17 protein-coding genes, 2 tRNA genes and 1 riboswitch are annotated in these 25,724 nt (G+C 64.2%); of the genes, 9 read left to right on the top strand and 10 right to left on the bottom strand.

Annotated features, from left to right (window positions below; all coding sequences use genetic code 11):
* Nucleotides 1–8 precede the first annotated feature (8 nt).
* Genes cysW through EV674_RS06140 form a run of 3 tightly spaced genes read right to left on the bottom strand, consistent with a single transcriptional unit; the run spans nt 9 to nt 2,830 of the window.
* Nucleotides 9–932 (bottom strand): sulfate ABC transporter permease subunit CysW, encoded by a 924-nt coding sequence (gene cysW / locus EV674_RS06150; protein ID WP_119012474.1) that lies wholly within the window; start codon nt 930–932, stop codon nt 9–11.
* Entirely contained in the window at nt 929–1,822 is an 894-nt protein-coding gene (gene cysT, locus EV674_RS06145) for a sulfate ABC transporter permease subunit CysT (protein ID WP_119012475.1), read from the bottom strand. The genes cysW and cysT overlap by 4 nt, the downstream gene beginning before the upstream one ends.
* A gap of 3 nt (nt 1,823–1,825) precedes the next feature.
* Nucleotides 1,826–2,830: a sulfate ABC transporter substrate-binding protein gene (locus EV674_RS06140; protein WP_119012476.1), complete on the bottom strand. Its 1,005-nt coding sequence runs from the start codon at nt 2,828–2,830 to the stop codon at nt 1,826–1,828.
* 290 nt (nt 2,831–3,120) lie between these two features.
* On the opposite strand from EV674_RS06140, the gene EV674_RS06135 reads away from it, so the two are divergent.
* Nucleotides 3,121–4,200, top strand: coding sequence for an isopenicillin N synthase family dioxygenase (locus EV674_RS06135; RefSeq protein WP_119012477.1), 1,080 nt, complete (start codon nt 3,121–3,123; stop codon nt 4,198–4,200).
* Between the two features lie 82 nt (nt 4,201–4,282).
* A complete protein-coding gene (locus EV674_RS06130) occupies nt 4,283–5,065 on the top strand; it encodes a MetQ/NlpA family ABC transporter substrate-binding protein (RefSeq protein WP_119012534.1) in 783 nt (260 codons plus the stop codon).
* A 183-nt stretch (nt 5,066–5,248) separates the two neighbouring features.
* Here EV674_RS06130 and EV674_RS06125 read toward each other — a convergent pair whose 3' ends face one another.
* The gene (locus tag EV674_RS06125) at nt 5,249–5,824 is read right to left on the bottom strand and encodes an RBBP9/YdeN family alpha/beta hydrolase (protein WP_119012478.1); all 576 of its coding nucleotides are present in this window, start codon (nt 5,822–5,824) and stop codon (nt 5,249–5,251) included.
* Nucleotides 5,825–6,200: 376 nt separating this feature from the next.
* Here EV674_RS06125 and EV674_RS06120 point away from each other — a divergent pair, with 376 nt between their 5' ends.
* Nucleotides 6,201–7,784 (top strand): methyl-accepting chemotaxis protein, encoded by a 1,584-nt coding sequence (locus EV674_RS06120; protein ID WP_119012480.1) that lies wholly within the window; start codon nt 6,201–6,203, stop codon nt 7,782–7,784.
* Nucleotides 7,785–7,879: 95 nt separating this feature from the next.
* Here EV674_RS06120 and rnr read toward each other — a convergent pair whose 3' ends face one another.
* A complete protein-coding gene (gene rnr, locus EV674_RS06115) occupies nt 7,880–10,159 on the bottom strand; it encodes a ribonuclease R (protein ID WP_241524883.1) in 2,280 nt (759 codons plus the stop codon).
* A 34-nt stretch (nt 10,160–10,193) separates the two neighbouring features.
* On the opposite strand from rnr, the gene EV674_RS06110 reads away from it, so the two are divergent.
* A tRNA-Leu gene (locus EV674_RS06110) sits at nt 10,194–10,278 on the top strand.
* Nucleotides 10,279–10,385: 107 nt separating this feature from the next.
* Nucleotides 10,386–10,470, top strand: a tRNA-Leu gene (locus tag EV674_RS06105).
* Nucleotides 10,471–10,631: 161 nt separating this feature from the next.
* On the opposite strand, the gene EV674_RS06100 is transcribed toward EV674_RS06105, so the two are convergent.
* Both EV674_RS06100 and EV674_RS06095 read right to left on the bottom strand, forming a co-directional pair.
* Nucleotides 10,632–13,373 (bottom strand): DUF349 domain-containing protein, encoded by a 2,742-nt coding sequence (locus tag EV674_RS06100; RefSeq protein WP_119012482.1) that lies wholly within the window; start codon nt 13,371–13,373, stop codon nt 10,632–10,634.
* Between the two features lie 134 nt (nt 13,374–13,507).
* Nucleotides 13,508–17,368 carry a DUF748 domain-containing protein gene (locus EV674_RS06095; protein WP_119012483.1) on the bottom strand — a complete coding sequence of 1,287 codons (3,861 nt, stop codon included), beginning with the start codon at nt 17,366–17,368 and terminating at the stop codon, nt 13,508–13,510.
* 470 nt (nt 17,369–17,838) lie between these two features.
* Here EV674_RS06095 and EV674_RS06090 point away from each other — a divergent pair, with 470 nt between their 5' ends.
* The 3 genes from EV674_RS06090 (at nt 17,839) to nrdR (ending at nt 20,673) form a co-directional block, all read left to right on the top strand.
* Nucleotides 17,839–18,717 carry a lytic transglycosylase domain-containing protein gene (locus EV674_RS06090; protein WP_119012484.1) on the top strand — a complete coding sequence of 293 codons (879 nt, stop codon included), beginning with the start codon at nt 17,839–17,841 and terminating at the stop codon, nt 18,715–18,717.
* Nucleotides 18,718–18,765: 48 nt separating this feature from the next.
* Nucleotides 18,766–18,928, top strand: a riboswitch (ZMP/ZTP riboswitch).
* A 36-nt stretch (nt 18,929–18,964) separates the two neighbouring features.
* Entirely contained in the window at nt 18,965–20,209 is a 1,245-nt protein-coding gene (glyA, locus tag EV674_RS06085) for a serine hydroxymethyltransferase (RefSeq protein WP_119012485.1), read from the top strand.
* Between the two features lie 14 nt (nt 20,210–20,223).
* Complete coding sequence (gene nrdR, locus EV674_RS06080) at nt 20,224–20,673, top strand: transcriptional regulator NrdR (RefSeq protein WP_119012486.1); 450 nt, start codon at nt 20,224–20,226, stop codon at nt 20,671–20,673.
* A gap of 87 nt (nt 20,674–20,760) precedes the next feature.
* Here the strand turns inward: nrdR and EV674_RS06075 are convergent, their stop codons facing one another.
* The 3 genes from EV674_RS06075 to EV674_RS06065 form a co-directional block, all read right to left on the bottom strand.
* Entirely contained in the window at nt 20,761–22,572 is a 1,812-nt protein-coding gene (locus tag EV674_RS06075; RefSeq protein ID WP_193552671.1) for a bifunctional metallophosphatase/5'-nucleotidase, read from the bottom strand.
* The gene (aroC, locus tag EV674_RS06070; protein WP_119012487.1) at nt 22,572–23,666 is read right to left on the bottom strand and encodes a chorismate synthase; all 1,095 of its coding nucleotides are present in this window, start codon (nt 23,664–23,666) and stop codon (nt 22,572–22,574) included. Before aroC ends, EV674_RS06075 begins: the two co-directional genes overlap by 1 nt.
* Nucleotides 23,667–23,779: 113 nt before the next feature.
* Nucleotides 23,780–24,235, bottom strand: a complete 456-nt coding sequence (locus tag EV674_RS06065) for a CBS domain-containing protein (RefSeq protein ID WP_119012536.1) — start codon at nt 24,233–24,235, stop codon at nt 23,780–23,782.
* 129 nt (nt 24,236–24,364) lie between these two features.
* Between EV674_RS06065 and EV674_RS06060 the strand changes: the two genes are divergently transcribed.
* Entirely contained in the window at nt 24,365–25,672 is a 1,308-nt protein-coding gene (locus EV674_RS06060) for an O-acetylhomoserine aminocarboxypropyltransferase (protein ID WP_119012537.1), read from the top strand.
* Nucleotides 25,673–25,724: the final 52 nt, after the last annotated feature.

Genomic DNA, 25,724 nt, shown 5'->3' with positions numbered 1-25,724 from the left:
GATAGCTTTCAACGCTTGCCAGATGCGGGCTGGAGGGTCATTTCGCTTGAAACCGGTCGCTCCGGCGGCAGCTCGGCAGCGGCTTTCAGGGCCTGCTCGTTGCGCCATTCGGCCACCGACTTGATGACCAGAGTGACCAGCGCCAGCAGCGCCAGCAGCGAGGCCGCTGCAAACGCCGCCACCGACTGGTACTCGTTGTACAAAATCTCGACGTGCAGGGGCAGCGTGTTGGTCTGGCCCCGGATATGGCCCGACACCACCGACACGGCACCAAACTCGCCCATGGCCCGGGCGTTGCACAAAATCACGCCGTACAACAGGCCCCATTTGATGTTGGGCAGCGTCACATGCCAGAAGGTTTGCCAGCCGGTGGCGCCCAGCACGATGGCGGCCTGCTCTTCGTCGTTGCCCTGGGCCTGCATCAGCGGAATCAGCTCGCGGGCAATGAACGGGAAGGTGACAAACACGGTGGCCAGCACAATGCCCGGCACGGCAAAAATGACCTTGATGTCGTTGGCTTGCAGCCAGGGGCCCAACCAGCCTTGGGCGCCAAACACCAGCACATACATCAGCCCCGCCACCACCGGCGAGATGGAAAACGGCAGGTCGATCAGCGTGGTCAAAAACGCTTTGCCCTTGAACTCGTATTTGGCAATGCACCAGGCCGCTGCCACGCCAAACACCAGGTTCAGCGGCACGGCAATGGCGGCGGCGATCAAGGTCAGGCGAATGGCCGACCAGGCATCGGGCTCGCGCAGGCCCTCCAGATAGGCGCCCAGCCCTTTGCGCAGCGCCTCGGTAAACACCGCCGCCAGCGGCAGCACCAGAAACAGCAGCACAAAGGCCAGCGCCACGCCAATGAGCGTGTAGCGCACCCAGGCCGCTTCGGTGGTGCCCGCCTTGGCGCGCAAAACTTTGGTGGGGGCACTCATGCGGGGGCTCCTGCGTGGCGGCGCTGCCAGGCTTGCAAAGCATTGATGACCAGCAGCAGCACGAACGAAATCACCAGCATCACCACGGCCACCGCCGTGGCGCCGGCGTAGTCGTACTGCTCCAGCTTGCCGATGATGATGAGCGGCGTGATCTCGGAAATCATGGGCATGTTGCCCGCGATGAAGATGACCGAGCCGTACTCACCCACCGCACGGGCAAAGGCCATGGCAAAGCCGGTCATGAGTGCGGGCGTGATGCTGGGCAGAATCACCTTGTAAAAAATCTGCCAGCGGCTGGCGCCCAGGCTGGTGGCGGCTTCTTCGAGTTCTTTTTCGGTGTCTTCCAGCACGGGCTGCACGGTGCGCACCACAAACGGCAGGCCGATAAAAATCAGCGCAATCACAATGCCCGCGGGCTTGAAGGCCAGCTGTATGCCCAGCGACTCCAGGTACTGGCCCACCCAGCCGTTGCCCGCCAGCAGCGCCGTCAGCGAGATACCGGCCACCGCCGTGGGCAGCGCAAAAGGCAAATCCACCAACGCATCGACGATTTTCTTGCCCGGAAACTGGTAGCGCACCAGCACCCAGGCAATCAACAGGCCAAACACCAGGTTGACCAGCGCCGCCAGCAGCGAGGCGCCAAACGTGAGCTGGTACGACGCCACCACGCGCGGCGAGCTGATGGCCTCCCAGAACTGCGGCCAGGTCAGCGTGAAGGTCTTGAACAGCAGCGCCGACAGCGGAATCAGCACGATGATGCTCAAGTAAAAGAGCGTGTAACCCAGCGTCAGCCCAAAACCGGGCAGCACCCGTTTGGCTTTGCCAGACGCACGGCGCGGCGCAGCAGCACCCGCCGCCGCCAGCGGCGTGGAAGACGTGGCAGCGTGCATGGCTTACTTGGCGCCCGGCGTGTAGAGCTTGTCGAACTGGCCGCCGTCGTTGAAGTGGGCCTTTTGGGCCTCACCCAGCGAGCCGAAATACTTGGCCACGGTGAACTGCTTGAGTGGCTTGAAGAGGGCGGCATGCTTTTTCAGCACCGCTTCGGAACGGGGGCGCAGCGCGTGTTTGGCGGCAATTTCCTGCGCTTCGTCGGAATACAGGTAGTCAAGGTATGCCTTGGCCAACTCGCCGGTGCCCTTCTTGGCCACGGTGCGCTCGACCACGGCCACCGGGTTCTCGGCCACGATGCTGGTAGATGGATAGACCGCGTCGACCTTGCCCTGGCCAAACTCGCGGTCAATGGACAGCACTTCGGATTCAAAGGTGATGAGCACATCGCCAATGTTGCGTTGCAGGAAGATGGCCGTGGCGTCACGCCCGCCCTTGCCCAGCACGGGCACATTTTTGTAGAGCTTGCCGACAAACTCGGCCGCCTGGGCATCGGTGCCGCCTTTTTCGCGCACGCTGCCCCAGGCAGCCAGATAGGCGTAGCGGCCATTGCCGCCGGTTTTGGGGTTGACCACGATCACCTGCACGCCGGGCTTGACCAGGTCCTCCCAGTCCTTGATGTTTTTCGGGTTGCCGTTGCGCACCAGGAACAGCATGGTCGAGGTGGTGGGCGAGGCATCGTGCGGAAACTTCTTCGCCCAGTCTTTGGCGACCACGCCGTTGGCGGCCAGAAACTCAATGTCGGTGGTGGTGTTCATCGTGACCACATCGGCGGCCAGGCCATCGTTCACCGCGCGGGCCTGGGCGCTGGAGCCGCCATGGGCCTGGTCAATCTTCACATCCTTGCCGGTGGTCTTTTTGTAGTGCGCCACAAAGGCCGGGTTGTAGTCTTTGTAAAACTCGCGCGCCACGTCGTACGAGGCGTTGAGCAGCGTCGTTTGTGCCGACACCACACCACTGACCGCCAGCGCCGCAGTCAACAAAAGGGATTTGAGTTTCAGGGAGGTCATACGAGGGTGGCCCAAAAAGCGTGAGATGGTGCCGATTGTGGGTACCGCTCTTTAAAACTCAAAAGAATATATTTTTCTTAATTTATTAATTAAAAAGAATATAGAAGTGCCACTACCGGCACTTCGGTGGCTGCATTTTTCGCACTTGGTTCCTTGAAAAGCTTCGTTGGGCAAGCCAGGCGTGCTGGCAATACTGCACCGGCAGACAGCGCAGTTTGCAGGTCTTGCCACCGGGCGCGCTGTGCTGCGTTGTCCCCGCTTTGCACCACTTTGCCCAAGGAGCCTACCCCATGTCCGCCCCCGATGCCGCCGCCCATACCGCACTGCCCGTGCTGAACCTCACCGACTTCACCCAGGGCGATGCCCAGCACCGGGCCACCTTTGTGCAGCGCCTGCGCGATGTGGCCCACGGTGTCGGTTTCTTCTACCTCAGCGGCTACGGCGCCGCCCCCGGTCAGGTGGACGCCGTGTTCAACGCCACGCGCGACTTCTTTGCCCTGCCAGCGGCACAAAAAGAGGCGCTGCGCATGGTGAACTCGCCCCACTTTCGGGGCTACACCCGGGCCGGAGACGAAATCACCCGGGGCGAGCGCGACTGGCGTGAGCAAATCGATATTGGTGCCGAGCGCGAAGCCATTGCCCCAACGCCGGGCCTGCCTTCGTGGCTGCGCCTGCAAGGCCCCAACCAGTGGCCTGACAGCCTGCCGCAGTTCAAAACCACCTTGCTGCAATGGCAAGACACGCTGACCCATGCCGGGCGCGACCTGCTGCGCGCTCTGGCACTGGCCCTGGGGCAGCCAGAAAACTGCTTCGACGCGGCCTTTGCCCACGCCCCCGTGCAGCACCTGAAGGTGATCCGCTACCCTGGCCGCAGCCAGGACACCTCCCAGCAAGGCGTAGGCGCGCACAAAGACGGCGGCTGCCTGACTTTGCTGCTACAGCATGAGCGCGCGGGCCTGCAAGTGCTCGATCGCAACGCTGCGCACGAGCGCTGGATCGACGTACCGCCCCTGCCGGGCACGCTGGTCATCAACCTGGGCGAGGTGCTGGAAGTGCAATCGGGTGGCTACCTGCGCGCCAATATCCACCGCGTGGTCAGCCCACCCCAGGATGCCGATCGCCTGTCGGTGGCGTTTTTTCTCAGCCCGCAACTCGATGCCGAGCTGCCCCTGTTGCCCCTGCCGCCCGCGCTGGCAGCCCAGGCGCACGGCGTGGACCGCGACCCGCAAAACCCCCTGATCTCTCACACCGGCCGCAACCTGCTCAAGGGGCGGCTGCGCTCACACCCCGACGTGGCCCTGCGCCACCACGCGGATGTTCTGGCTGCGCACGGCATCGCCCCGAATGCCGCCCCCGCCGCTTACGCCTGACAGCCATTACCCCTCCGCCCCTTCCTCAATCACGAAAGCCCTCCCTATGACCACCCCCTCCTCTTCCACACGCCGCTGGTTCATGGCCCTGACCGCTCTGGCCCCTCTGGCACTGGCCACGCCGGGCGCGCTGGCCCAGTCGGCGCCACAGACCGTCTCGATTGGCGCAGAAGCCGTGCCGCACGCGGAGATTCTGGAATTCATCAAACCCCAACTGGCACGCGAAGGCATTGAGCTGAAAGTGCGCGTCTTCACCAACGGCCACCAGGAAAACCAGGCCGTGGCCCAGAAAGACATCGACGCCAACTACTTCCAGCACCAGCCCTATCTGGACAGTTTCAACAAGAGCAACGGCACCCGGCTGGTCGCCATTGCAGCCATCCACGTCGAGCCTTTTGGGGCTTACTCGCGCAAGCACCAGCGCATCGCGGATTTACCCGAAGGCGCCACCGTGGCCATTCCGGGCGACCCGTCCAACGGTGCGCGGGCGCTGCTGCTGTTGCACCGCCATGGCCTGGTCACGCTGAAGAACCCCGACAACATTCTGGCCACAGCGCGCGACATCGTGGCCAACCCGAAAAAGCTGCAATTCAGGGAGCTGGACGGTGCGCTGCTGCCCCGGGTGCTGGGCGACGTGGACTTGGCACTGATCAACACCAACTACGCACTGCAAGCCAATCTCAAGCCGGGGCGTGACGCGCTGCTGATTGAAGGCAGCCAGTCGCCCTACGCCAACATCGTGGTGGCCCGCGAAGACAACCGCAACCACCCGGCCCTGGCCAAAGTGCTGCAAGCCTTGAAGACCCCAGAGGTCAAACGCTTCATTGAAGAGCGCTTCCAAGGCGCTGTGGTGCCGGTTTTTTAAGCGCCCCCGGGCATACGACAGGCCCTGTTGCCGTGCTGGGGCACGGGCCTGTTCCAGGCGCTGGGCGTGCGCACCGCCCAGCCCCGGCGCAGGCCAGAATGCCGGGCACCGCATCCAATTGATGAATCAATATGGCTCTAGCGCCCGTGCAATGGGCGCCAGCAGCTATCAAAAAATGAGTAATCACCCCGCAGACAGGGCCGTCTGGGCAGGCGCCTGCCCTGCCCAGTCCATCTCGTGCGTGAGCGACTGCAACAGCGCCAGGCCCAGCGGCCACTCGCCGTGGCCCGAATCGATGTTGATGTGGCCCGCGTTTTGCAGGCGCACAAACTCACTGCCCCAGGCACGGGCATAGGCACCGGCCAGGCGGATGGGGCAATACGGATCGTTGCTGCTGGCCACCACGATGCTGCGGTAAGGCAGCGCCGCGTGGGGCACCGGGGCAAAGTCGCTCAGGATGGCGCGGCGCTCGGGGTCGGCGGGCGCCACCAACAAGGCACCGCGCACGCGCGCAGCCGCCTCGGGCCCCATGTGTGTACAGGCAATGCACCCCAGGCTGTGCGCTACCAGCACCACGGGACAGGGCGCGGCCAGCACCGTTTTTTCAAGCTGCCCCACCCAGGCGGTGCGCGTGGGCGTGATCCAGTCGTCCTGCACCACGCGGGTGGCCTGTGCCAGTCGCTCGGCCCACAGACTTTGCCAATGGCCCGGGCCCGAGTCGCGCCAGCCGGGCACGATGATGAAAGAAGTGCCCGTCATGTGAGTCTGAATGGAACTGGGGGGCGCCATGCAGCCACTCCTTGGTTGTGATGACGGGATTTTGCGATCCAGCCTTTAAAACCCAAACGAATATATCGTTGTTACTTCATCACAAAATCATCTTTGAAAAACCACCGCTGCGCTGCCGACCAGCCAGCGCGTGGGTGCGGCACCGATCGCAGGCCCGATAGCCCCCGAAAGCCACTCATCTTCGCCTGTGCGCGCATGCAACCCAGGCACCCAAGGCGCATGATGGGCGACACTTGTACGTAAGCAAATGAAAAAACGGCAAACACTGCGCCATGGCAGGCCAGTGGGTGTGCCGACACCGGCTGCGCGCCACTCTGGGTACACGATTTCAAAGGACAGTCTATTTATGAACACATGGAAAATCAGCCACCGCCTGATGGCCGGCTTTGGCTTGGTCATCGCCATTTTGTTGGGGATGTCCATCTTCAGCGTCTATATCGCCCAGGGGATTGACGCAGCCTTGAGCGCCAACTCCACGCAAAACGCTGTGATCCAGCGCGCGGCCATCAACTTCCGGGGTTCGGCGCACGACCGCTCCATTGCCGTGCGCGATGCCGTATTGGCGCCCACCCCGCAGCTGCGCGACAAAGAGGTGCAAGCCATTGTCCGGCTGGCCGATTTTTATGCCGAGTCCGGCAAACAAATGCAAAAGGCCCTGAGCACCTCCGGTGCCGTTCCGGCAGAGGTGGCTCCGATGGTCAAGGCCATTCAGGAGATCGAAGCGCGCACCGTGGACACCACGCAAAAAGTGCTGGCGCTGGTGCAGGCAGGCGACCGCACAGGCGCCGAGGCACTGCTCTGGGCCCAGGCCAAGCCCCAATACGAGCAGTGGCTGGCCGCCATCAACCAGCTGATCGACTTTGAAGAAAAACGCATCATCGCCAACAACTCCACAGCCAACCACGAGGCCAAACAATTCAGCAGCGTGATGCTGGTCATCACACTGCTGGCCGTGCTGATAGGCATGGCCACCACCACCATGGTCACGCGCAGCATTGGCAGCGAGCTGGGCGCTGAACCCAGTGAAGTGCGCGCCGTAGTGCAAGCCATGCAGCAAGGCGACCTGACCGTTGCCATCCGCACCCAGCCTGGCGACACCACCAGCGTGATGGCAGCGGTGCGCGATATGCAGCAGCGCTTTCATACGCTGGTCTGCGCGGTGCGCAACAGCATTGCGCAGTTGCACGATACCGGTGGTGACATTGCCAACGGCAACCAGCACCTGGGCGCCCGCACCGAGCAAACCGCCAGCAGCCTGGAGCAAACCGCCTCCAGCATGGAAGAACTGACAGCCACCGTGCGCCAAAGCGCCGACGCCGCACGCCAGGCCAGCCAGTTGTCCACCGATGCGGCCAGCACCGCCACCAAGGGCGGCGAAGTGATGCAGCAAGTGGTCAGCACCATGCAGGAGATACACCAGCGTAGCGCCAAAATCGCCGACATCATCGGCGTGATTGATGGCATTGCCTTCCAGACCAACATCCTGGCGCTCAACGCCGCTGTCGAGGCCGCCCGTGCGGGCGAACAGGGCCGGGGCTTTGCCGTGGTAGCCACCGAAGTGCGCAGCCTGGCCGGGCGCAGCGCCGAAGCAGCCAAAGAGATCAAAGGGCTGATCCAGGCCAGCGTGGAAAAAGTGAACTCCGGCAGCCAACTGGTGGCCAATGCGGGCACCACGATGGACGAGATCGTGCAAGGTGTGCAGCGCGTCAGCAGCATCATTGGCGAGATCAGCACTGCCGCTGCCGAGCAAAGCGACGGCATCTCGCAAATCAATGTGGCCGTGGCGCAGCTCGATCAGATGACGCAACAAAACGGCGCCTTGGTCGGAGAAAGCGCTACAGCGGTTGTCAACTTGCAAGCGCAGGCACGCCAGCTGTCCGATCTGGTGCAGGCATTCACTGTAGAGACGCGCCGCGCTTTACCTGCATAACGACTGCGCCAGTCAGGCGCAAAAAAAGGGAGGTGCACAAAAGCACCTCCCTTTTTTGTCACTGCGTTGGTGGCCCGCAGGCCACCGCAGCCCCCTTACCGCTTGGGGGACGTGTTGAGCAAGGCGGCCTTCTGCTTGGAAGCCTTGCCGCGCGCAGAACGCTTTTCTTGCTGCGGCGGTGCCGATTTCTCACGGGCCATCGGCAACTTGGTTTTCTCGGGTGCGGGGCGCTTGTCCTTGGATTTTCCCTCCGCACGAGCGCCCTTGTGCTCTTTTTGCTGCGATCGGGAGGGCTGCAACGCGCCTTCAGTGAGCAGCGCAAAGTCGATGCGGCGCCCGTCCAGATCCACCCGGCTCACCTGCACCTGTACCCGCGTACCAATCGAATAGCGGATGCCGCTGCGCTCACCGCGCAGCTCCTGGCGTGCCTCGTCGAACTTGAAGTACTCGCCGCCCAGCTCGGTGATGTGTACCAGCCCTTCGACATACATGGCGTCCAGCGTGACGAACAGACCAAAGCTGGTCACAGCGCTGACCACGCCGGAATACTCCTCGCCCAGATGGTCGCGCATGTATTTGCACTTGAGCCAGGCTTCCACGTCGCGGCTGGCCTCGTCGGCGCGGCGCTCGTTGGCACTGCAATGCAGACCGGCGGCTTCCCAGGACTGGGTTTCCTTCAGGGCAGCGCCAGTTTCTTTTTTGCGGGGTTTCTCGCCCGGCGCGGCAGGGGGCGCCACCCGGGCGGCCAGGCGCTTGGCCAGCTTGGCATGTGCCTCGCCGGGCACCGGCAAGGCGGGCAGCTGGTACTTGGTTTTGCCCAGAATCGCCTTGATGACGCGGTGTACCAGCAAATCCGGATAGCGGCGGATGGGGCTGGTGAAGTGCGTGTAAGCCTCAAACGCCAAGCCAAAGTGGCCGCTGTTGGCTGGCGTGTAAATCGCCTGCTGCATGGAGCGCAGCAGCATGGTGTGGATTTGCTGCGCGTCAGGACGGTCTTTGGTGGCCTCAGCAATGGCCTGGAATTCGGACGGCTGGGGATTCTCGCTGATGGACATGCCCACGGCCATGGCCTTGAGATAGCTGCGCAATATCTCCTGTTTTTCTGGTGTGGGGCCTTCGTGCACACGGTACAGGCCATGCTGTTTGCCCTGCGCAATAAAGTCGGCGCTGCACACGTTGGCCGCCAGCATGGCCTCTTCGATCAGCTTGTGCGCGTCGTTGCGGGTGCGCGGCACGATCTTTTCGATGCGCCCGTTGTCGTCGCAAACGATCTGGGTCTCGGTGGTTTCAAAATCCACCGCACCACGCGCACGCCGCTCCAGCAGCAGCGCACGGTACACGTCATGCAAATTCAGCAGCTCAGGCAAGCGCTCTTTGCGCTTGGCAGCCTCGGGGCCCCGGGTGTTGGCCAAAATCGCTGCCACTTCGGTGTAGGTCAGGCGCGCATGGCTGCGCATCACGGCGGGGTAAAACTGGTAGGCATGCACCACGCCCTTGGCGGTGACCAGCATGTCGCAGACCATGCACAGGCGCTCGACTTCCGGGTTGAGCGAGCACAAGCCGTTGCTGAGCTTTTCCGGCAGCATGGGGATGACGCGGCGCGGAAAATACACGCTGGTGGCGCGGTCGTAGGCGTCAATATCGATGGCGCTGCCGGTTTGCACATAGTGGCTGACATCGGCGATGGCCACCAGCAAGCGCCAGCCCTTGCCGCGCCCGACCTTGGCAGGCTCGCAATACACCGCATCGTCAAAGTCACGGGCGTCTTCGCCGTCGATGGTGACCAGGGGCACATCGGTCAAATCCACGCGCTGCTTTTTGTCTTGCGCGCGCACATGGTCGGGCAACGTCTTGGTCAGGGCCAGGCAGGCCTCGGAGAACTCGTGCGGCACACCGTACTTGCGCACCGCGATTTCAATTTCCATACCGGGGTCGTCTATCTCACCCAGCACCTCGGTGATGCGGCCCACGGGCTGGCCAAACAACGCAGGCGGCTCGGTCAGCTGCACCACGACCACCTGCCCCGGCTTGGCCACACCCAGCGCACTGGCGGGGATGAGCACATCCTGGCCATAGCGCTTGTCTTCAGGAGCCACCAGCCAGACGCCACTTTCTTGCAGCAAACGGCCAATCAGGGGCTGTACCGGGCGCTCGATGATTTCCACCACGCGCCCTTCTGGCCGACCGCGCCGATCCTGGCGCACGATGCGCACGCGCACACGGTCTTTGTGCAGCACAGCACGCATTTCGTTGGGGGGCAAAAAGATATCGCCTTGGCCATCGTCACGGATGACAAAACCATGCCCATCGCGGTGGCCTTGTACGGTGCCCTCTATTTCATCTGCAAAATGTGCAGGACTTGTTTTGGAACTCATTTTTTTAATATACAATCTTATTCTTTCCTGAAATGCCCAGGTGGCGGAATTGGTAGACGCACTAGTTTCAGGTACTAGCGAGTAACATCGTGGAGGTTCGAGTCCTCTCCTGGGCACCAAGTTTAACGAGAAGCCGCTGCACCACAGCGGCTTTTTTGTTTTCAATTCAATAAACTCTTCCAAAAGAGTGCTTTTATTGCTGTATAATTCAAATCTTTCCTGAGATGCCCAGATGGCGGAATTGGTAGACGCACTAGTTTCAGGTACTAGCGAGTAACATCGTGGAGGTTCGAGTCCTCTTCTGGGCACCAAAATTTAAAAGGCCGTTGCACATGCAACGGCCTTTTTGTTTTGCTCTGCCAAAACAAGCGCAACAAGCCACCCTGTACCAATCCAGCGGTGGCCCATCGCACTTTGGCGGCATACACCACCAAAGTGCCCCGCCGGGGGAATACCCCCGGTCTTGTCTTGCTTACTGCTTGCGCAACAACGCTTTCAGCGCATTTTGCAGACGCCGGGCGCTGGCCGCATCGCTGGCACCTGCCAGCACGGTGGCCGTATCTTGCCCCCAGGTTTGCGCAGGCGCAGGATCGTTGCGGCGCGTGAGCAGTTGCAGTTGCAGCATCCGGCGTGCAGACAATTCATCCGCAGGCGTGGGCACTTCGGCGGCGATTTCCAAACGCAACAATGCCTGTGCAATATCCCCCGAAGGCGCTTTGCCCAGCGCTTGCGTCCAGGCGGTGCGCACCGCAGGCGTCACGCGGCCACCCAGTTCTTGGGCCGATGGCAGCAGGGCCGCATCGCGCTTTTCCCAGGCAGTGAGCAAATGGGTCAGGGCCTCGCCGTGGGCTTGTGCAGCCAGCTTTTTCAGGGCCTGCTGGGCATGCTCCATGGCCTCGCGCTGGGCACGGAAAGCCGCATCGCCCAAACGCGGGCCACGGTCTTCGTAGGCAGGGCGATCGCCAAAACGTCCACCGCTGCGTGCATCGTCACGGGAGCCACGCGCATCGGGGCGACCTGCATCGCGGCCCGAGCGGGCATCGCGCCGGTCGCCGGGCTTGCCAGGGCGGCCCGGGGCAGCAGGGGCTTCTTTTTTCATGCCGGGACGATCATCACCGCGCACCGCCACCACCGGGCGGGCTGTGGGCTTGGGTGCCGCAGCCGGCTGGTCTTGCGCTGGTGCATCCTGGCCAGATTCAGTTGCCGGGGCCGCAGAATCCGCTCCTGCTTCTGTAGCTGCTTGCGCACTGTCTACGGGCGCTACAGCCTGATTTGACTGATTTTTTGCCGCAGCCTCTGCCTCGGCGCGCTCCTGTGCCTGGCCGCGCAGTGCCGCCTCCAGAGCGGCCATCGCCGCGCGAATTTGCTGCGCATCGCCGGTGGCGTTGGCCGCGTCCAGTGCCTTGGCGGCATCGAGTACCGCACGGTCGCGTTCGCTGAGGGCAGCAGCGCCCTTTTCGCGCTCGGCGCTCTTGCGGTTGAAGGCTTCGTCAATGGGCTTGCGGAAAGCGTCCCACAGCTTTTGCTCGTGCTTGCGCTCCAGCGGCACGCTTTGCGCCTCAGCCTGCCAGCGCTGTTGCAGCGACTTGATGGCGTCAATGCGCAAGGTGGGCGCGGCGCCCAGCACGTTGGCCTCGTCGATCATGGCGTGGCGGCGGGCCAGGCTGTCTTTTTGCGCGCTCTCAAAAGGGGCAGCGGCAGCGGCAATGGCCTGCTTCCACAGCGGCTGCAGTTCAGCGAAGATTTTTTCACCGACGTGGCCACCGGCGCGCCAGCGGTCGCCAAACTGGTGCAGGGCGCGGTTCACGGCCTTCCAGTCAGCGGAGGCGGCTGGGGTCTGCGCCCAGGCCTTGACTTCTTCAATCAGCGCCAGACGCTGCGCCTTGTGCTCGGCCGCTTCGGTGCGCACTTTGTCGATCCAGGCCTCAACCACCTTGTGGGCGGCGTTGCAGGCTTCGTCAAACTTTTTCCACAGGCCATGGTTGGGGGCGCCGCCTTGGTCGGCCTGCTTCCACTGTTCACGCAACTGGCGCAGGGTTTCCTGCATTTTGCGGCCACCCAGGGCCTGGCCTTCGGGGCGCTGCAACAGCGCTTCGGCTTTGGCCAGCAGGTCTTCGCGCACCTGGTCGGCGCTCCAGCGCTGCCAGCCTTCGAGCTCACCGGCAGCGACCAGTGCGGTGTGAACTTGTTGTTCCAGGGCCGCATCCAGGTGCTTGCCATGGTCTTTGAGCACAGCGCGCAGCGCGGCGGCGGCACCGGCGCTGGCTTTGCCATGGCCTTGGGCGGTTTCCTGCTCCAGCTTGGCCAGTGCTTCGCGCACGGTGTGTTCGGCCTTGGCAATGACTTCTGGCGCGACTTTGGCTTTGGGCGCGCGGGCGGTGCGCTCGGCCACCACGGCCTCGGCGGGCACGCCCCGGGCAATGCGCAGTTCATCGGCCCACACGGGCACGGGCGGCAGCGCGGCGCTGGCATCTTCTGCGGCAGCCACGGCCTGGGCCACTGCGGGCTGGAAAGCATCCCACACCACCAGCAGTTGCGTGCGCGAGGAGTCCAGCAGCGGGGGAAAGCGCGCCTCGACGCTGGCCCAGCTGTCATCGCCCGCCAGCGCCTGGGCCTGGTCTTGCCAATGCTGCACATCGGCGCGCAGGATTTCCAGGGCGGCCTGGGCATCGCGCCAGGACTTGGTGGACAGCACCTCGATGCGCTGCGCCAGCAGTACGGCGGCCTCGCGCTGCACCTGCACGCGGTGCTGCAGGTCTTCAATCACCTTGACGCGCTCGGCCAATTGCACCTTGAGCAGCGACAGCGGCTCGCGCGACAGTGGCGCGCCCGCCTTGGCGGCGTCGCGCTGCCAGGCCAGGGCGTCAGCGATGTTGAGTTTGGCCGCCGACAGCAGCGCCGTGGCTTTGTCGGCCCACTCGGCGGCGATGGCTTCCTGGTTTTTGGCGCGGCGCAGTTCATCCATGCGCTCGCGCACGGCACGGGCTGCGCCCTTGTCGCGGCCACTGAGTTCTTTGAAGACTTCCTGCAACTGTTCGGGCGCAGGTTGGGTGGTCAACCACTCGCGGATGCGCGATGCGCGCTCGCCTGCCGTGGCAGCCGAGAAAGCGCCACCGGTCAGCGCGTCCAGGGGGTGCGCTTCGGGGGTTTTGGCCGGGGCCGGATGGGTTTCAGGTGCGTCGGACATTTTGTTGCGGGAAGAAAAAGGAAACATGGATTCTGTAGAAAACGCGCCCCCGGGAGTCATTCCGGGGACAAAGAAGCAGTCACACTGCGGGCCGCCGCGCTGGCGCGTGCAGGCGAAACCGCTATTTTCACCGGGATTTGGCCATGGGCCTACAGCCCGATTCAACGCGTGGCCAGCACCAGCTGTGCGTGGGGCTTCCAGTCGGGCTCTGCGCCCACGCTCTTGGCCGCGCCCAGAAACAGGCGCTCCAGCGGCAAGCCACGCGCAGCCAGGTGGTCGCGCACGGCCACGGCGCGTGCCAGAGCCAGGTCTTGCATGGCATTTTCTGGCACGGCAGTGTGGGCCAGCAACAGCGCTTCCATCTCGGCCTGGGGCACGTCTTTGGCCATGCCCACCAGGTTGCGCCGTTTGGTGACATCGGCGCGGCGGTACACCTCTTTGAGCAGTGGCACATACTCTTGCGGCTCTATGGCCACGATGCCTTCTGCCGATTGGCCAGCGCGCAAAGCCAGGCGGCGTTTTTGTGCCAGCAGCGCCGCTTGCAGGCGCTCGCGGCGCCAGGCATCGCTCTCGGTATCGGCGCTGGCCTGGCCCACCACGGTCATCTTCAGCGCAGGCCGCTCAAGCATGGCCTGGGCAATTTTCTCCAGCCCCTGGCGCGCGCCCTCATCGAGCTGCGCACTGCCCGGCGCAAAAGCCACCGAGTCCAGTGCATCGCTGCCACCCAAAGCCGACGCCAGCAAAGAAAACGGCGCAGTCACGGCTTTGAGGATCAAGTTGCCAATGACCTTGAAGATCACCGTACCGAGACGGAACTCCGGATCGTTCAGAGAGCCGCTGATGGGCAAGTCCACATCGATCACACCGTTGCGGTCGGCCAGCAAGGCCACGGCCAGGCGCACCGGCAGGCTGGCGGGCGCGCCCGGCACAGGCTCGCCAAAGGTGAGCTGGTTCAGCACCAGTTTGTTGCTGGCCGTGAGCTGCCCATCGGGCTGCACGCGGTACGACACGTCCATGCTGAGTTTGCCGCGCTCTACGCCGTGGCCAGCATATTTGATGGTGTAGGGCGACAGCGGCGGCAGCTCCAGATCGCGCATACGGCCCCGAATGTCCAGCGCCAGCGGCTGCACCAAGGGGTTGAGCTTGCCGGTGATTTCCAGCGAGGCCGTGCCCTCGGCGCGCCCGCGCAGCTCCAGATCGGCCATGTCGGGGGCGCCCCCGCCAGCCGGTGGCAGCGAGGAAAACGCACTGAGCCGCCCTGCCAGCTCGCTCAAGTTGGCCGAATAGTTGGGGCGGATGAAGTGGTCGGTGAAATACACCTTGCCCCCCGTCAGGCTGACCGGGCCAACGCGAATGACGGGCGCCAGCGGGTCTGGCACCGGCGCAGCCTGGGCCACAGGGGCGACGCCAGCCACTGCACCCGCAGTTTCGGTGGCTATGGCGGTGGGCTGCGGCGCCGGCTTGCCTGCGGCCACAGCGCTGGCAGCACCGGCGGCTGTGGGCGCAGCGCCCTTCACCAGGTCTTGCAGGTTGAGGCGACCGCTCTCCTGAATGATGATGCGGGCAAAAAAGTCGCTCAAGGTGGTTTCTTGTACGTCCACCGTGGGCGGTTTGCCCGGCACCAGCGCCACCTGCAAACCGCGCAGCGACAGCGACTTCCAGTTCAACAAATCGTTCTGGGCACCCGCGCCGCGCCCCCCACCCAGCGCAATGCTGGGCGCATCGGACGGAGCGCGGAGCATGCGCACGCGCACATCGTCCAGTGCGGCATCGCCCTGCACTTTCAGCTCGGGGCCTGCGCTGGCGGCGGCATAACGCACCTCGCCTTTGAAGCTGCCATCGGCACGGCGGATGTCCACATTCAGCGCATCGGCCACGTAGGGCTCGAAAGCGTGCAGTGGCACCTGGCTGGCCAGCACCCTGCCTTGCGCTGCCAACGGTGCCAGACCCAGCGTGCCGTCGTATTCCAGCCGCCCAGGATCAGTGCGCCCGGCGCCAATGCGCGCCGACACACTCAGGGCAGAAGGCTTGGCGGACGCAGCCAAAGGGGCAAAGTCTTGCAGCCGCAGTTGCAGCGATGACAGCAAGAACGCCACTGGCTGCGCCTGCGCACCGTCGCGGAAAGCCACGGTGCCAGCATCGACAGCCACCTCGGCCAGTTGCACCGACCAAGGCGGTGCCGGTGTGGGCACAGCAACAGGTGTGTGCGCTGCGGGCCGGGATGTGCTGGCGGTGCTGGTCGTACCCGGCTGCTGGGGCTCGCCCACCGCCTGGGCGGTGCCGGGCGGCACAGGGGCCAGCCACCGCTCGTACATCCAGTGGCCATCGGCGGTGCGCTCAACCAGCACGCGCGGCTGGGTCAGGGCGATGCGGCCCACCGTGGCGCTGCGCTGGGTCAGGTGGATTTGCGCGTTGTCGATCTGCAATTTTTTCAGTTCGGCCAGGCTGCTCTTGCCGCGCAGGGGCAGGCTGGCGGCCTCGGTGGGGGTGCAATCGGTGGCGGGCGCACAAGCCAGCTCGATGCCATCGAGCGTGAGGCGTGCCACCTGCGCGACCAGAGCGGGCGCGTTCCAGGCCAGGCCCAGATCGGCGTTGAGCGTGCCCGCCAGCCGGGGCGCCACCCACTGCACACCATAGGGGGCAGCCAGCGCCAGGGGCACGTCATGCAGTTCCAGCGCCACCTGGGCCCGCTGCGGCGTGGCATGGCCCTCAAACACCAGCCGGGCGGGCGCGGGTGCCGCCTCCACGCCAGCGCCCGACACCTGGGTGCGGCCCGCAAAGCGCAGCGGCTGGGTCAGCGGCAGCGCAATGGCCGAAGCGTCCAGCGCCAGCTCGCGCAGCGCCACGCGTGCCGGTGCGGGCAGGCTCTCGTCCAGCCAATCGACCTGGGCGCCGCGCACGGCCACGCGCTCCACGGCCACCTGCCAATCCGCAGGAGCTTCTTTTTTGATAGCTTCAGGCGCACGTCCAGCGGGCTCTGGAGCCGTTTTTTTCTTCAAATCGGGAGGGCCGGACAACGCCAGATTCAGCCGCCCATCGCGGGTGCGGTGCGCGTTCAGGCGGGGCGATTGCAATTGCACTGCGCTCAGGCGCATGCGGCGCTCCAGGGGCTGCAAATCAGCCACATCCACCTGCAACGTATCCCAGGACAGCAGCGCGCGCTGCGCGGTGTCCAGCACTTTGACCTCCTTGGCCTGTACGCGGCCTTGCAACTTGAGCGCCGCCACCGGCGCCTGCACAAACGACACCTGCACATCGGCGTCCAGCACCGCCGATTGCAGCCGCACCGGCAAACTCTCGGGCAAATAGCCCAGGTAGGGCGAAAGATCAAAGTCGGCCAGGTGGATGCTGGCGTTGGCCTGCGGTGTGGCGGCAAAAGGCGTGGCCTCGGCCTGCGACTCGAACACATCGCCATTGAGCTGGAACGCCAGGTGCGGCAGCACCTTGATGTCGCGCTGCGATGGCAGGCTGCTGACAAAAGGCAGCTTCAAAGACAGCGCGCGCAGCGTGTGGCTGCGGCCCACGGCATCGTCCTGAAAGTCCATCGCACCGCCCTGCACCGCGATGTTGTACAGGGCAAAACCGGCGGGCCCGCCCTGTGGCGCAGGTTCGGTGGTGGCCAACCGGGCCAGCACATCGTCAATGTCATAACTGCCCGAGGCCAGGCGCTTCAGCCGCACCACGGGCGCATCGACTTGCAGCGCATCCACCACAGGGGCCAGGCGCCATAAAGATTGCAACGCTGCATTCATATAGATACGCTGGATCTGGACTTGGGGCACATCGCCGCTGGCAGAGGCCATCGCCAGGTCATGGATGGTCAGCTCCAGGCTCCAGGGACGAAAGTCCACCTTGCCGATAGAGACTTGGCGGCCCAGCTTTTGCGTGGCCCATTTTTCGCCCACGCTGCGCACCAACGGCGCGGCCACCAGCCAGCCCAGGGCCCACAGCACGAGCACACCCACAAGCAGCCAGACAAGGCGCCGCAGCCAGCGGTTTTGACGGAAAGACGAGAGATTCATAAAGGGGTTTTTCGGGATACATCGATACACAGCAAGCCCACATTGGAACAAAAACCCGGGGCTGGCCTGCAAGCAGTCGAAACAGGCGGCAAGCCCCCTGTGCGCAGCGCAAAACGCTTTACCGGCCCACATTTCGACTTTTTGATGAAAAAACTTTGAGCGCCTTTTTGATCGCGAAAAAAACACAAAAACTGTATTTTTATACAGTATCTTGATAATTTTATTGTCTAAAAAATTGCATCGTTAGTGTTGACTTGCTATTAAATGAGCTTCTAGAATCCGCCAGCCTCAAAACAGGCTAGTACAAACCCTCAACCCGCTGCCGAATCCGGCTAAGTCAATTCGATGTTTGCAGGCGCTGCGCGCCAGGCACGAATTTGATGGCGTACCAATCCAGGCGAGACCTCCTGACGCTGCGAAGCCCCACAAAGGCGACCGATGTTCAGGCCTCTGCCACAGAAAGGAAAGCTATGACAGCGTCAGGAAAAATGGTTTCCGGCTTACGCACTTTTGCTGCCGACGTAACCGAAGGATTTCTTGAAATTACCCACAACAGCTTCGCCCTTTTGGGCCTGGCTGTGGCTTTTGTGGCCATCACCCTGGTGGCACGCCCTGACCTGAGGCAGGCGGGCGAAGAGCAACTCATAGGCTGGTTGCAAGCGCGCCAGGTTGCACTGATGGGCGAGCCAGAGCCTGAGCCCGAACCCAGCGACCGTGCCATGGCCGCCAACCCCAAAGACCTGCCCAAGGAGCAGGCCAAGGTGGCCTACTGGCTGAGCAAGAAATACAGCGTCGCACCCGAACCCGTGAGCCTGCTGGTGGCTGAGGCTTATGAAACCGGCGCCCGCGTCAAGCTCGATCCGACCCTGATCCTGGCCGTCATGGCCATTGAATCGCGCTTCAACCCCTTTGCCCAAAGCGCTGTAGGCGCACAGGGCCTGATGCAGGTCATGACCCGCGTCCACACCGACAAATACGAGAACGTGGGCGGTAAGCTGGCCGCGTTCGATCCGGTGACCAACCTGCGCGTGGGCGTGAAGGTGCTGCAAGAGTGCATCGCCCGCGCCGGTTCGGTTGAAGGCGGCTTGCGCTACTACGTGGGCGCAGCCAACCTGCCCGATGACGGTGGCTACGCAGCCAAGGTGCTGGCAGAGCACTCGCGCTTGCGCCAGGTCGCTGGCACCAAGGCCCTGCCCGCATCGCCCTACCCCCTGCTGGCCGCACGCGAAACCACCGACCCAGCGGGCCCGGTACAGGTGCAGGCACCCGCCACCGTGCAGCCCGCTGCCGCACAGGCCACCGATGGCCCCGCAGCCATCGAAAAAGTGGCGATGCTGTCGGCCCTGTGAGCAGCCCCACCAGACTGTGCCCGCGCCCGCCCATCAACACGCTACACTTGCCCGGTACGCGACTGGCGATAGGCGCTGCACCCTTCCAGGGTAGCTGGCGCTGACGTGGATCCCCCGGTGGCCCTGAAGGGCTGCCACCAAACCACTAGGAAGCGTACCGCTACAAGCCCCTGGGCTTGCAGCGATCGAGCCGTTCGCCTGGGCAGCCCTTGCTTCAAGGGACTCTAGTTCACAGGACTGCCACACCATGTACCAACGCAATATTCTTGTCGAGCAAACCGACCCCGAACTCTTCGCCGCCATCCAATCCGAGAACGCGCGCCAAGAGCACCACATCGAGCTGATCGCCAGCGAAAACTACGCCTCGCCCGCCGTCATGTGGGCCCAGGGCACCCAGCTGACCAACAAGTACGCCGAAGGCTACCCAGGCCGCCGCTACTACGGCGGCTGCGAATACGTCGATGTGGCCGAGCAGCTGGCCATTGACCGCGTCAAGCAAATCTTTGGCGCCGACGCGGCCAACGTGCAGCCGCACTGCGGTGCATCGGCCAACGAGGCCGTGTTCCTGGCCTTCTTGAAGCCTGGCGACACCATCATGGGCATGAGCCTGGCCGAAGGCGGTCACCTGACGCACGGCATGCCGCTGAACATGTCGGGCAAGTGGTTCAACGTGGTCTCTTACGGCCTGGATGCCAACGAAGCCATCGACTACGACGCCATGGAAGCCAAGGCCCGTGAGCACCGCCCCAAGCTTATCGTCGCGGGTGCCTCGGCCTACAGCCTGCACATCGATTTTGAGCGCTTTGCAAAGATCGCCAAGGAAATCGGCGCCATCTTCATGGTGGACATGGCCCACTACGCCGGCCTGATCGCTGCGGGCGTGTACCCTAACCCCGTGCCCTACGCCGATGTGGTGACTTCGACCACGCACAAGAGCCTGCGCGGCCCACGCGGCGGCATCATCCTGATGAAGGCCGAGCACGAGAAGGCCATCAACAGCGCCATCTTCCCCGGCCTGCAAGGCGGCCCGCTGATGCACGTGATTGCTGCCAAGGCCGTGGCCTTCAAGGAAGCGCTGCAGCCCGAGTTCAAGCTGTACCAGCAGCAGGTGCTGAAAAACGCGCAAATCATGGCCGAAACCCTGACCGAGCGCGGCCTGCGCATCGTCAGCGGCCGCACCGAAAGCCACGTCATGTTGGTGGACCTGCGCGCCAAGGGCATCACCGGCAAGGAAGCCGAGGCCGTGCTGGGCGCCGCCCACATGACCATCAACAAGAACGCCATCCCCAACGACCCTGAAAAGCCGATGGTGACCAGCGGCGTGCGCATTGGCACCCCCGCCATGACCACGCGCGGCTTCAAGGACGAAGAAGCACGCATCACCGCCCACCTGGTGGCCGATGTGCTGGACAACCCGCGCGATGAAGCCCACATCGCTGCCGTGCGCGCCAAGGTCAACGCGCTGACGGCGCGCTTTCCGGTCTACGGTTAAGCCGGTTTGATGCCATGAAGTGCCCCTTTTGCAGCCACCAAGAGACGCAAGTCGTTGAAACCCGGGTGTCTGAGGAAGGGGACTTCATTCGCCGCCGGCGCCGCTGCAGCGCCTGCGAGAAGCGCTTTACCACCTACGAGCGCCCCGAGGTAAATTTTCCGGTGGTGGTCAAAAAAGATGGCCGCCGCACCGAATACACCCGCACCAAGCTGCTGGGCTCATTCAGCATTGCGCTGCGCAAGCGCCCCGTGAGCACCGCGCAGATCGACGCCGCCATCGAGGGCATCGAAGAAACCCTGCTCAATCTGGGCCTGCGCGAGGTGCCCTCCAGCCGCATCGGCGAGCTGGTGATGCGCGCCCTGCAAAAGCTCGACAAGGTGGCCTACATCCGCTATGCCAGCGTGTACCGCAGCTTTGAAGACATCAACGACTTCAAGACGCTGGTGGACGAAGTGCGGCAGTAACACCGTACAGCCCTTTGCATTTTTCAGTGTTTTTGGCCTCCAGCCCCCGAATGGCGGGCGCTAGAAGCTATCACTTTAATAGCACATTCAACGACCAGCAGCCTCTGGCGTGGCCAGAGTGGTGGACGCTGGCAGGCGCGTGATGCGGTCGGTGGCCGGTGCGGGCACCGGGCTTTGGCTGCGGAAGTAGCCCTCCAGCGCATCCACATCCAGCATGCCGCCTTGCACATCGCGGCCCTGGGCCAGCACGCTGTAATCACTGCCGCCGGTGGCCAGAAAACTGCTGATGCTGACGCGGTAGTCCTGCCCGTCTTGCAGCGGCTGGCCATGCAGCGTGATAGCTTGTACGCGCGCGCCGGGCGGCTGCGACAGGTCGTAGCGGTAGCTGAAGCCGCGCGATACCGAGAGCACGCGCGTGCGCTCCGAGGGGCTGGTGGCGCGGTCAAACTGCTGCTCCAGCAGCGCCCTGATTTGCGCCCCGGTGTAGGTCTTGACCACCAGCGTGTTGCCAAACGGCTGCACGGCAAACAGCTGGCCGTAGCGCACCAGGCCCTGGTCATCGGGCATCAAATCGGCGCGGATACCGCCTGCGTGCATGAACGACAGCTGCGCCCCACCCGCCTGCGCAGCGCTGGTGGCCCACAGCTGGGCATCGGCAATCAGGTTGCCCAGGGCGCTCTCGCCGGAAGGGGCCGTCTGGCGCGTGGCTGCGTTAGCCATTTGGCCCACGGGCTTGTTGGCCAGCGGCGCCACTGCGTCCTGGTAGCGCGCTATCAGGCTTTGCACCTGGGCATCGGGCGCAAAAGACGGGTACAGGGCGCTGGGCGACACCCAGCCTGCGCTGGTCTGGTAGCCCGCGTTCTGCACCACCACGTTGCGCGCGCTTTTGCCGTCCAGGCGGCGGGTGCGGGTGTCAAAACGCAAGGCAATGTCGGTGACCAGCGTGCCGTACTGGCCCGCGCTGGTCAGCAAAAACGGACGCTGCGGATTGACGCTGGCGTAGTCGCACACATAAGCCTGGTGCGTGTGGCCGGAAATCACCACGTCGATGGCGGTATCCAGGCGCTCCAGAATGGGCACGATGTCGCCGCTCAGGCCCGCGCAGCTGGGCTCGGTGATGCCGGTAGCGCCCGCCGTGGTGGCGCCGCCCTCGTGCAGGGCCAGGACGATGATGTCGGCACCCTGCGCGCGCAACTGCGCGGCCTGGGCGTTGGCGGTGTCGGCCTCGTCGGCAAAGCGCAGACCGGCCACGCCTGCGGGCGTGACCATGCTGGGCGTACTGCGCAGGGTCATACCGATGAAGCCCACGGTGACTTGGGCGCCGCCTTCGGTAAAGCGCTTGAGGCCGGTGGCGGGCAGCAGGGTCTGGCCGTCCTCGCGCAGCACGTTGGCGGCCAGAAAGCCAAACTGCGCCCCGGCAAAGGGCTGGCTGATCTGGCAGGGCTCGCGCACCGTGAACTTTTCGCAGCCGCCGTGTTGCAGGCGCAGCAGCTCGCGCCAGCCGCGGTCGAATTCGTGGTTGCCGACGGCGTTGAAGTCGATCTGGATCTGGTTCATGGCCTCGATGGTCGGCTCGTCCAGAAACAGCGATGACACCATGGGCGAGGCCCCCACCAGATCACCCGCCGACACCACCGCGTGGTGCGGTGTGCGCGCTTTCAAGGTGGCAATGGCGCCCGCCAGATGGGCGATGCCGCCTGCGGGCAGGGCCACGCGCTCGGTCGGCAGCGCACCGGGCACGGTGATGGACTGGCGCGGTGGCTCCAGGTTGCCATGCAGGTCGTTGAAGCCGATCAGGGCGATGTCGATGTGCTGCGGCGCACCCACACCGCCACAGCCCGCCAGCGCCAGCGCGCCTACCAGCGCCGTGCGGCGCAGCATGGCCCCCACCGCAGGCATCACAGCGCCGCAGGAATGGGCGCCACAGGCGGCACCACATCGCCGCACTGGGCGCGGTGGCGCAGCGCGTGGTCTATCAGCACCAGCGCCAGCAGCGCCTCGGCGATGGGCGCGGCGCGGATGCCCACGCAGGGGTCGTGGCGGCCTTTGGTGACGACCTCGGCGCTCTGGCCGTGGATGTCGATGGACTCGCGCGGGCTCAGGATGGAGCTGGTCGGCTTGATGGCAATGGACACTTCAATGTCCTGGCCGGTGCTGATGCCGCCCAGCACACCGCCCGCGTGGTTGGTGCGAAAACCGCCCGGCGTGAGCGAGTCGCCATGCACCGTGCCGCGCTGGGCCACGCTGTCAAAGCCAGCGCCGATCTCCACGCCCTTGACGGCGTTGAGGCCCATCATGGCGTAGGCGATGTCGGCGTCGAGCTTGTCGAACAAGGGCTCGCCCCAGCCCACTGGCACGCCCGTAGCCTGCACGCGGATGCGCGCGCCGCAGGAGTCGTGGGCCTTGCGCAGCGCGTCCATGTAGTCCTCGTAGCGCTGCACGTCGGCCACGGGGGCAAAAAACGGGTTGTTGGGCACATGCGCCCAATCTTCAAACGGGATGGGCAGCTCGCCCAGCTGCGTCATGCAGGCGCGCAGTTGGATGCCAAATTGCGCAGCCAGCCACTTTTTGGCCACGGCGCCAGCGGCCACCGTGGGCGCTGTCAGGCGCGCCGAAGAGCGCCCGCCGCCGCGCGGGTCGCGGATGCCGTATTTGTGAAAGTAGGTGTAGTCGGCGTGGCCGGGGCGAAAGCGCTCGGCGATGTCGCCATAGTCTTTGCTGCGCTGGTCCTGGTTGCGGATCAGCAGGGCAATGGGCGTGCCGGTGGTTTTGCCCTGGTACACGCCCGACAGAATCTCGACCGCATCGGGTTCGTTGCGCTGCGTGACGTGGCGGCTGGTGCCGGGGCGGCGCCGGTCAAGGTCGTGCTGGATGTCGGCCTCGCTCAAGGCCATGCCGGGCGGGCAGCCATCGATCACGCAGCCAATGGCCGGGCCGTGGGATTCACCAAAGTTGGTGACGGTAAAAAGGGTGCCGAAGGTGTTGCCGCTCATGGCGCGTCATCATTCCAAAAAACTATCATTTTTATAGCTGCTCGCGCAGACCCTGTAAGCCTTGGAGGCCAATTTGCCTATTATTTCAGGGCCTGGCGGTGCAGGCCCTGGCATCAGGCGGCGGGCGTTTCGTCCTCGGCGGGCCAGTCGCGGATGTAGGCCTTGAGCATCTGGTTCTCAAAATTCTGGCTGTCCACCACGGCCTTGGCCACGTCATAGAAGCTGATCACGCCCATGAGCATGCGCTTGTCCATCACGGGCATGTAGCGGGCGTGGCGGTCGAGCATCATGCGGCGCACCTCGTCCATGTCGGTCTCGGTGGTGCAGGTGAGCGGGTGGTCGTCCATGGCGGTGCGCACCAGCATGGTGCCCACGCTGCCGCCGTTTTTGACCACCGCCTGGATGACCTCGCGGAAGGTGAGCATGCCCACCAGATCACCATGCTCCATGATGACCAGCGAACCAATATCCTTTTCAGCCATCACGTTGACGGCTTGTGCCAATGGCTCATCCGGGTGGGCGGTGTAGAGGGTGCTGCCCTTGACGCGCAGGATATCGCTGACTTTCATGTGGTGCTCCGTGGTGGCTGCGGCAGTGGCCGAGGGGGTATGTGGTGTCAATGGCGTTGAAATATAGCCCACAATGCCAGCGCATTTTCGTTCGCATTGAGAACACGTTCTTACACCTTGGAGACACCCATGCCCGGCTACGCCGACCCCGGCTTTGACACGCTGGCCCTGCACGCAGGCGCCACCCCCGACCCCACCACCGGCGCACGCGCCGTGCCCATCCACCTGACCACCTCGTTCGTCTTTGAATCGAGCGACCACGCTGCCTCGCTGTTCAACCTGGAGCGACCCGGCCACGTCTACAGCCGCATCAGCAACCCCACCAACGCGGTGCTGGAGCAGCGCGTCTCGGCCCTGGAAGGCGGCGTGGGCGCCATTGCCGTGGCCAGCGGCCAGGCGGCGCTGCACCTGGCCATCTGCACGCTGATGGGCGCGGGCAGCCACATCGTGGCCAGCACGGCGCTGTATGGCGGATCGCAAAACCTGCTGCACTACACGCTGCGCCGCTTCGGCATTGACACCACTTTCGTCCAACCCGGCGACATCGACGGCTGGCGCGCTGCCGTGCGGCCCAATACCAAACTGTTCTTTGGCGAGACGGTGGGCAACCCCGGCCTGGATGTGCTGGACATTCCCACCGTATCGGCCATCGCCCACGAGGCCGGGGTGCCGCTGCTGGTGGACTCCACACTGACCTCGCCCTGGCTGATGAAGCCGCTCGAACTCGGTGCCGATCTGGTCTACCACTCGGCCACCAAGTTTTTGTCGGGCCACGGCACGGTGATTGGCGGCATCGTGGTCGATGGCGGCAGTTTTGACTGGGCAGGCCCGCAGGCCGCAGGCAAATTTGCCGAACTGACCGCGCCCTACGACGGCTTTCACCACATGGTGTTTGCCGAAGAAAGCACGGTGGGCGCCTTCTTGCTGCGCGCCCGGCGCGAGGGCCTGCGCGACTTTGGCGCCTGCATGAGCCCGCACACGGCCTGGCTGATCCTGCAAGGCATCGAAACCCTGCCGCTGCGCATGGAACGCCACATGCGCAATACGCAGAAAGTGGTGGAGTTTCTGGCCAGCCAGCCGTTTGTCTCGCGCGTGGGCCACCCCATGCTCGAATCGCACCCCAGCCACCAGCTGGCGCAAAAACTGCTCCCGCGCGGCGCAGGCTCGGTGTTCAGCTTTGACCTGAAGGGCCACCGTGAGCAGGGCAAGAAGTTCATCGAAACGCTGAAAGTCTTCAGCCACCTGGCCAACGTGGGCGACTGCCGCAGCCTGGTCATCCACCCGGCCAGCACCACGCACTTTCGCATGAGCGACGAGGCGCTGGCAGGCGCTGGCATCTCGCAAGGCACGATCCGCCTGTCGATTGGCCTGGAAGATGCCGACGACCTGATCGACGACCTCAAACGCGCGCTGAAAGCGGCAGAAAAAGCGGCCTGAGCCCGTGCCAAAAATTTGTATCAAAACAGCCTCTAGCGCTTACCCACCTTGC

The sequence above is a fragment of the Simplicispira metamorpha genome, from assembly GCF_004341365.1.
Lineage (GTDB): Bacteria > Pseudomonadota > Gammaproteobacteria > Burkholderiales > Burkholderiaceae_C > Simplicispira > Simplicispira metamorpha.
Note: the sequence above shows the minus strand (reverse complement) of the source record. Positions and strands in the feature narration are given on the sequence as shown.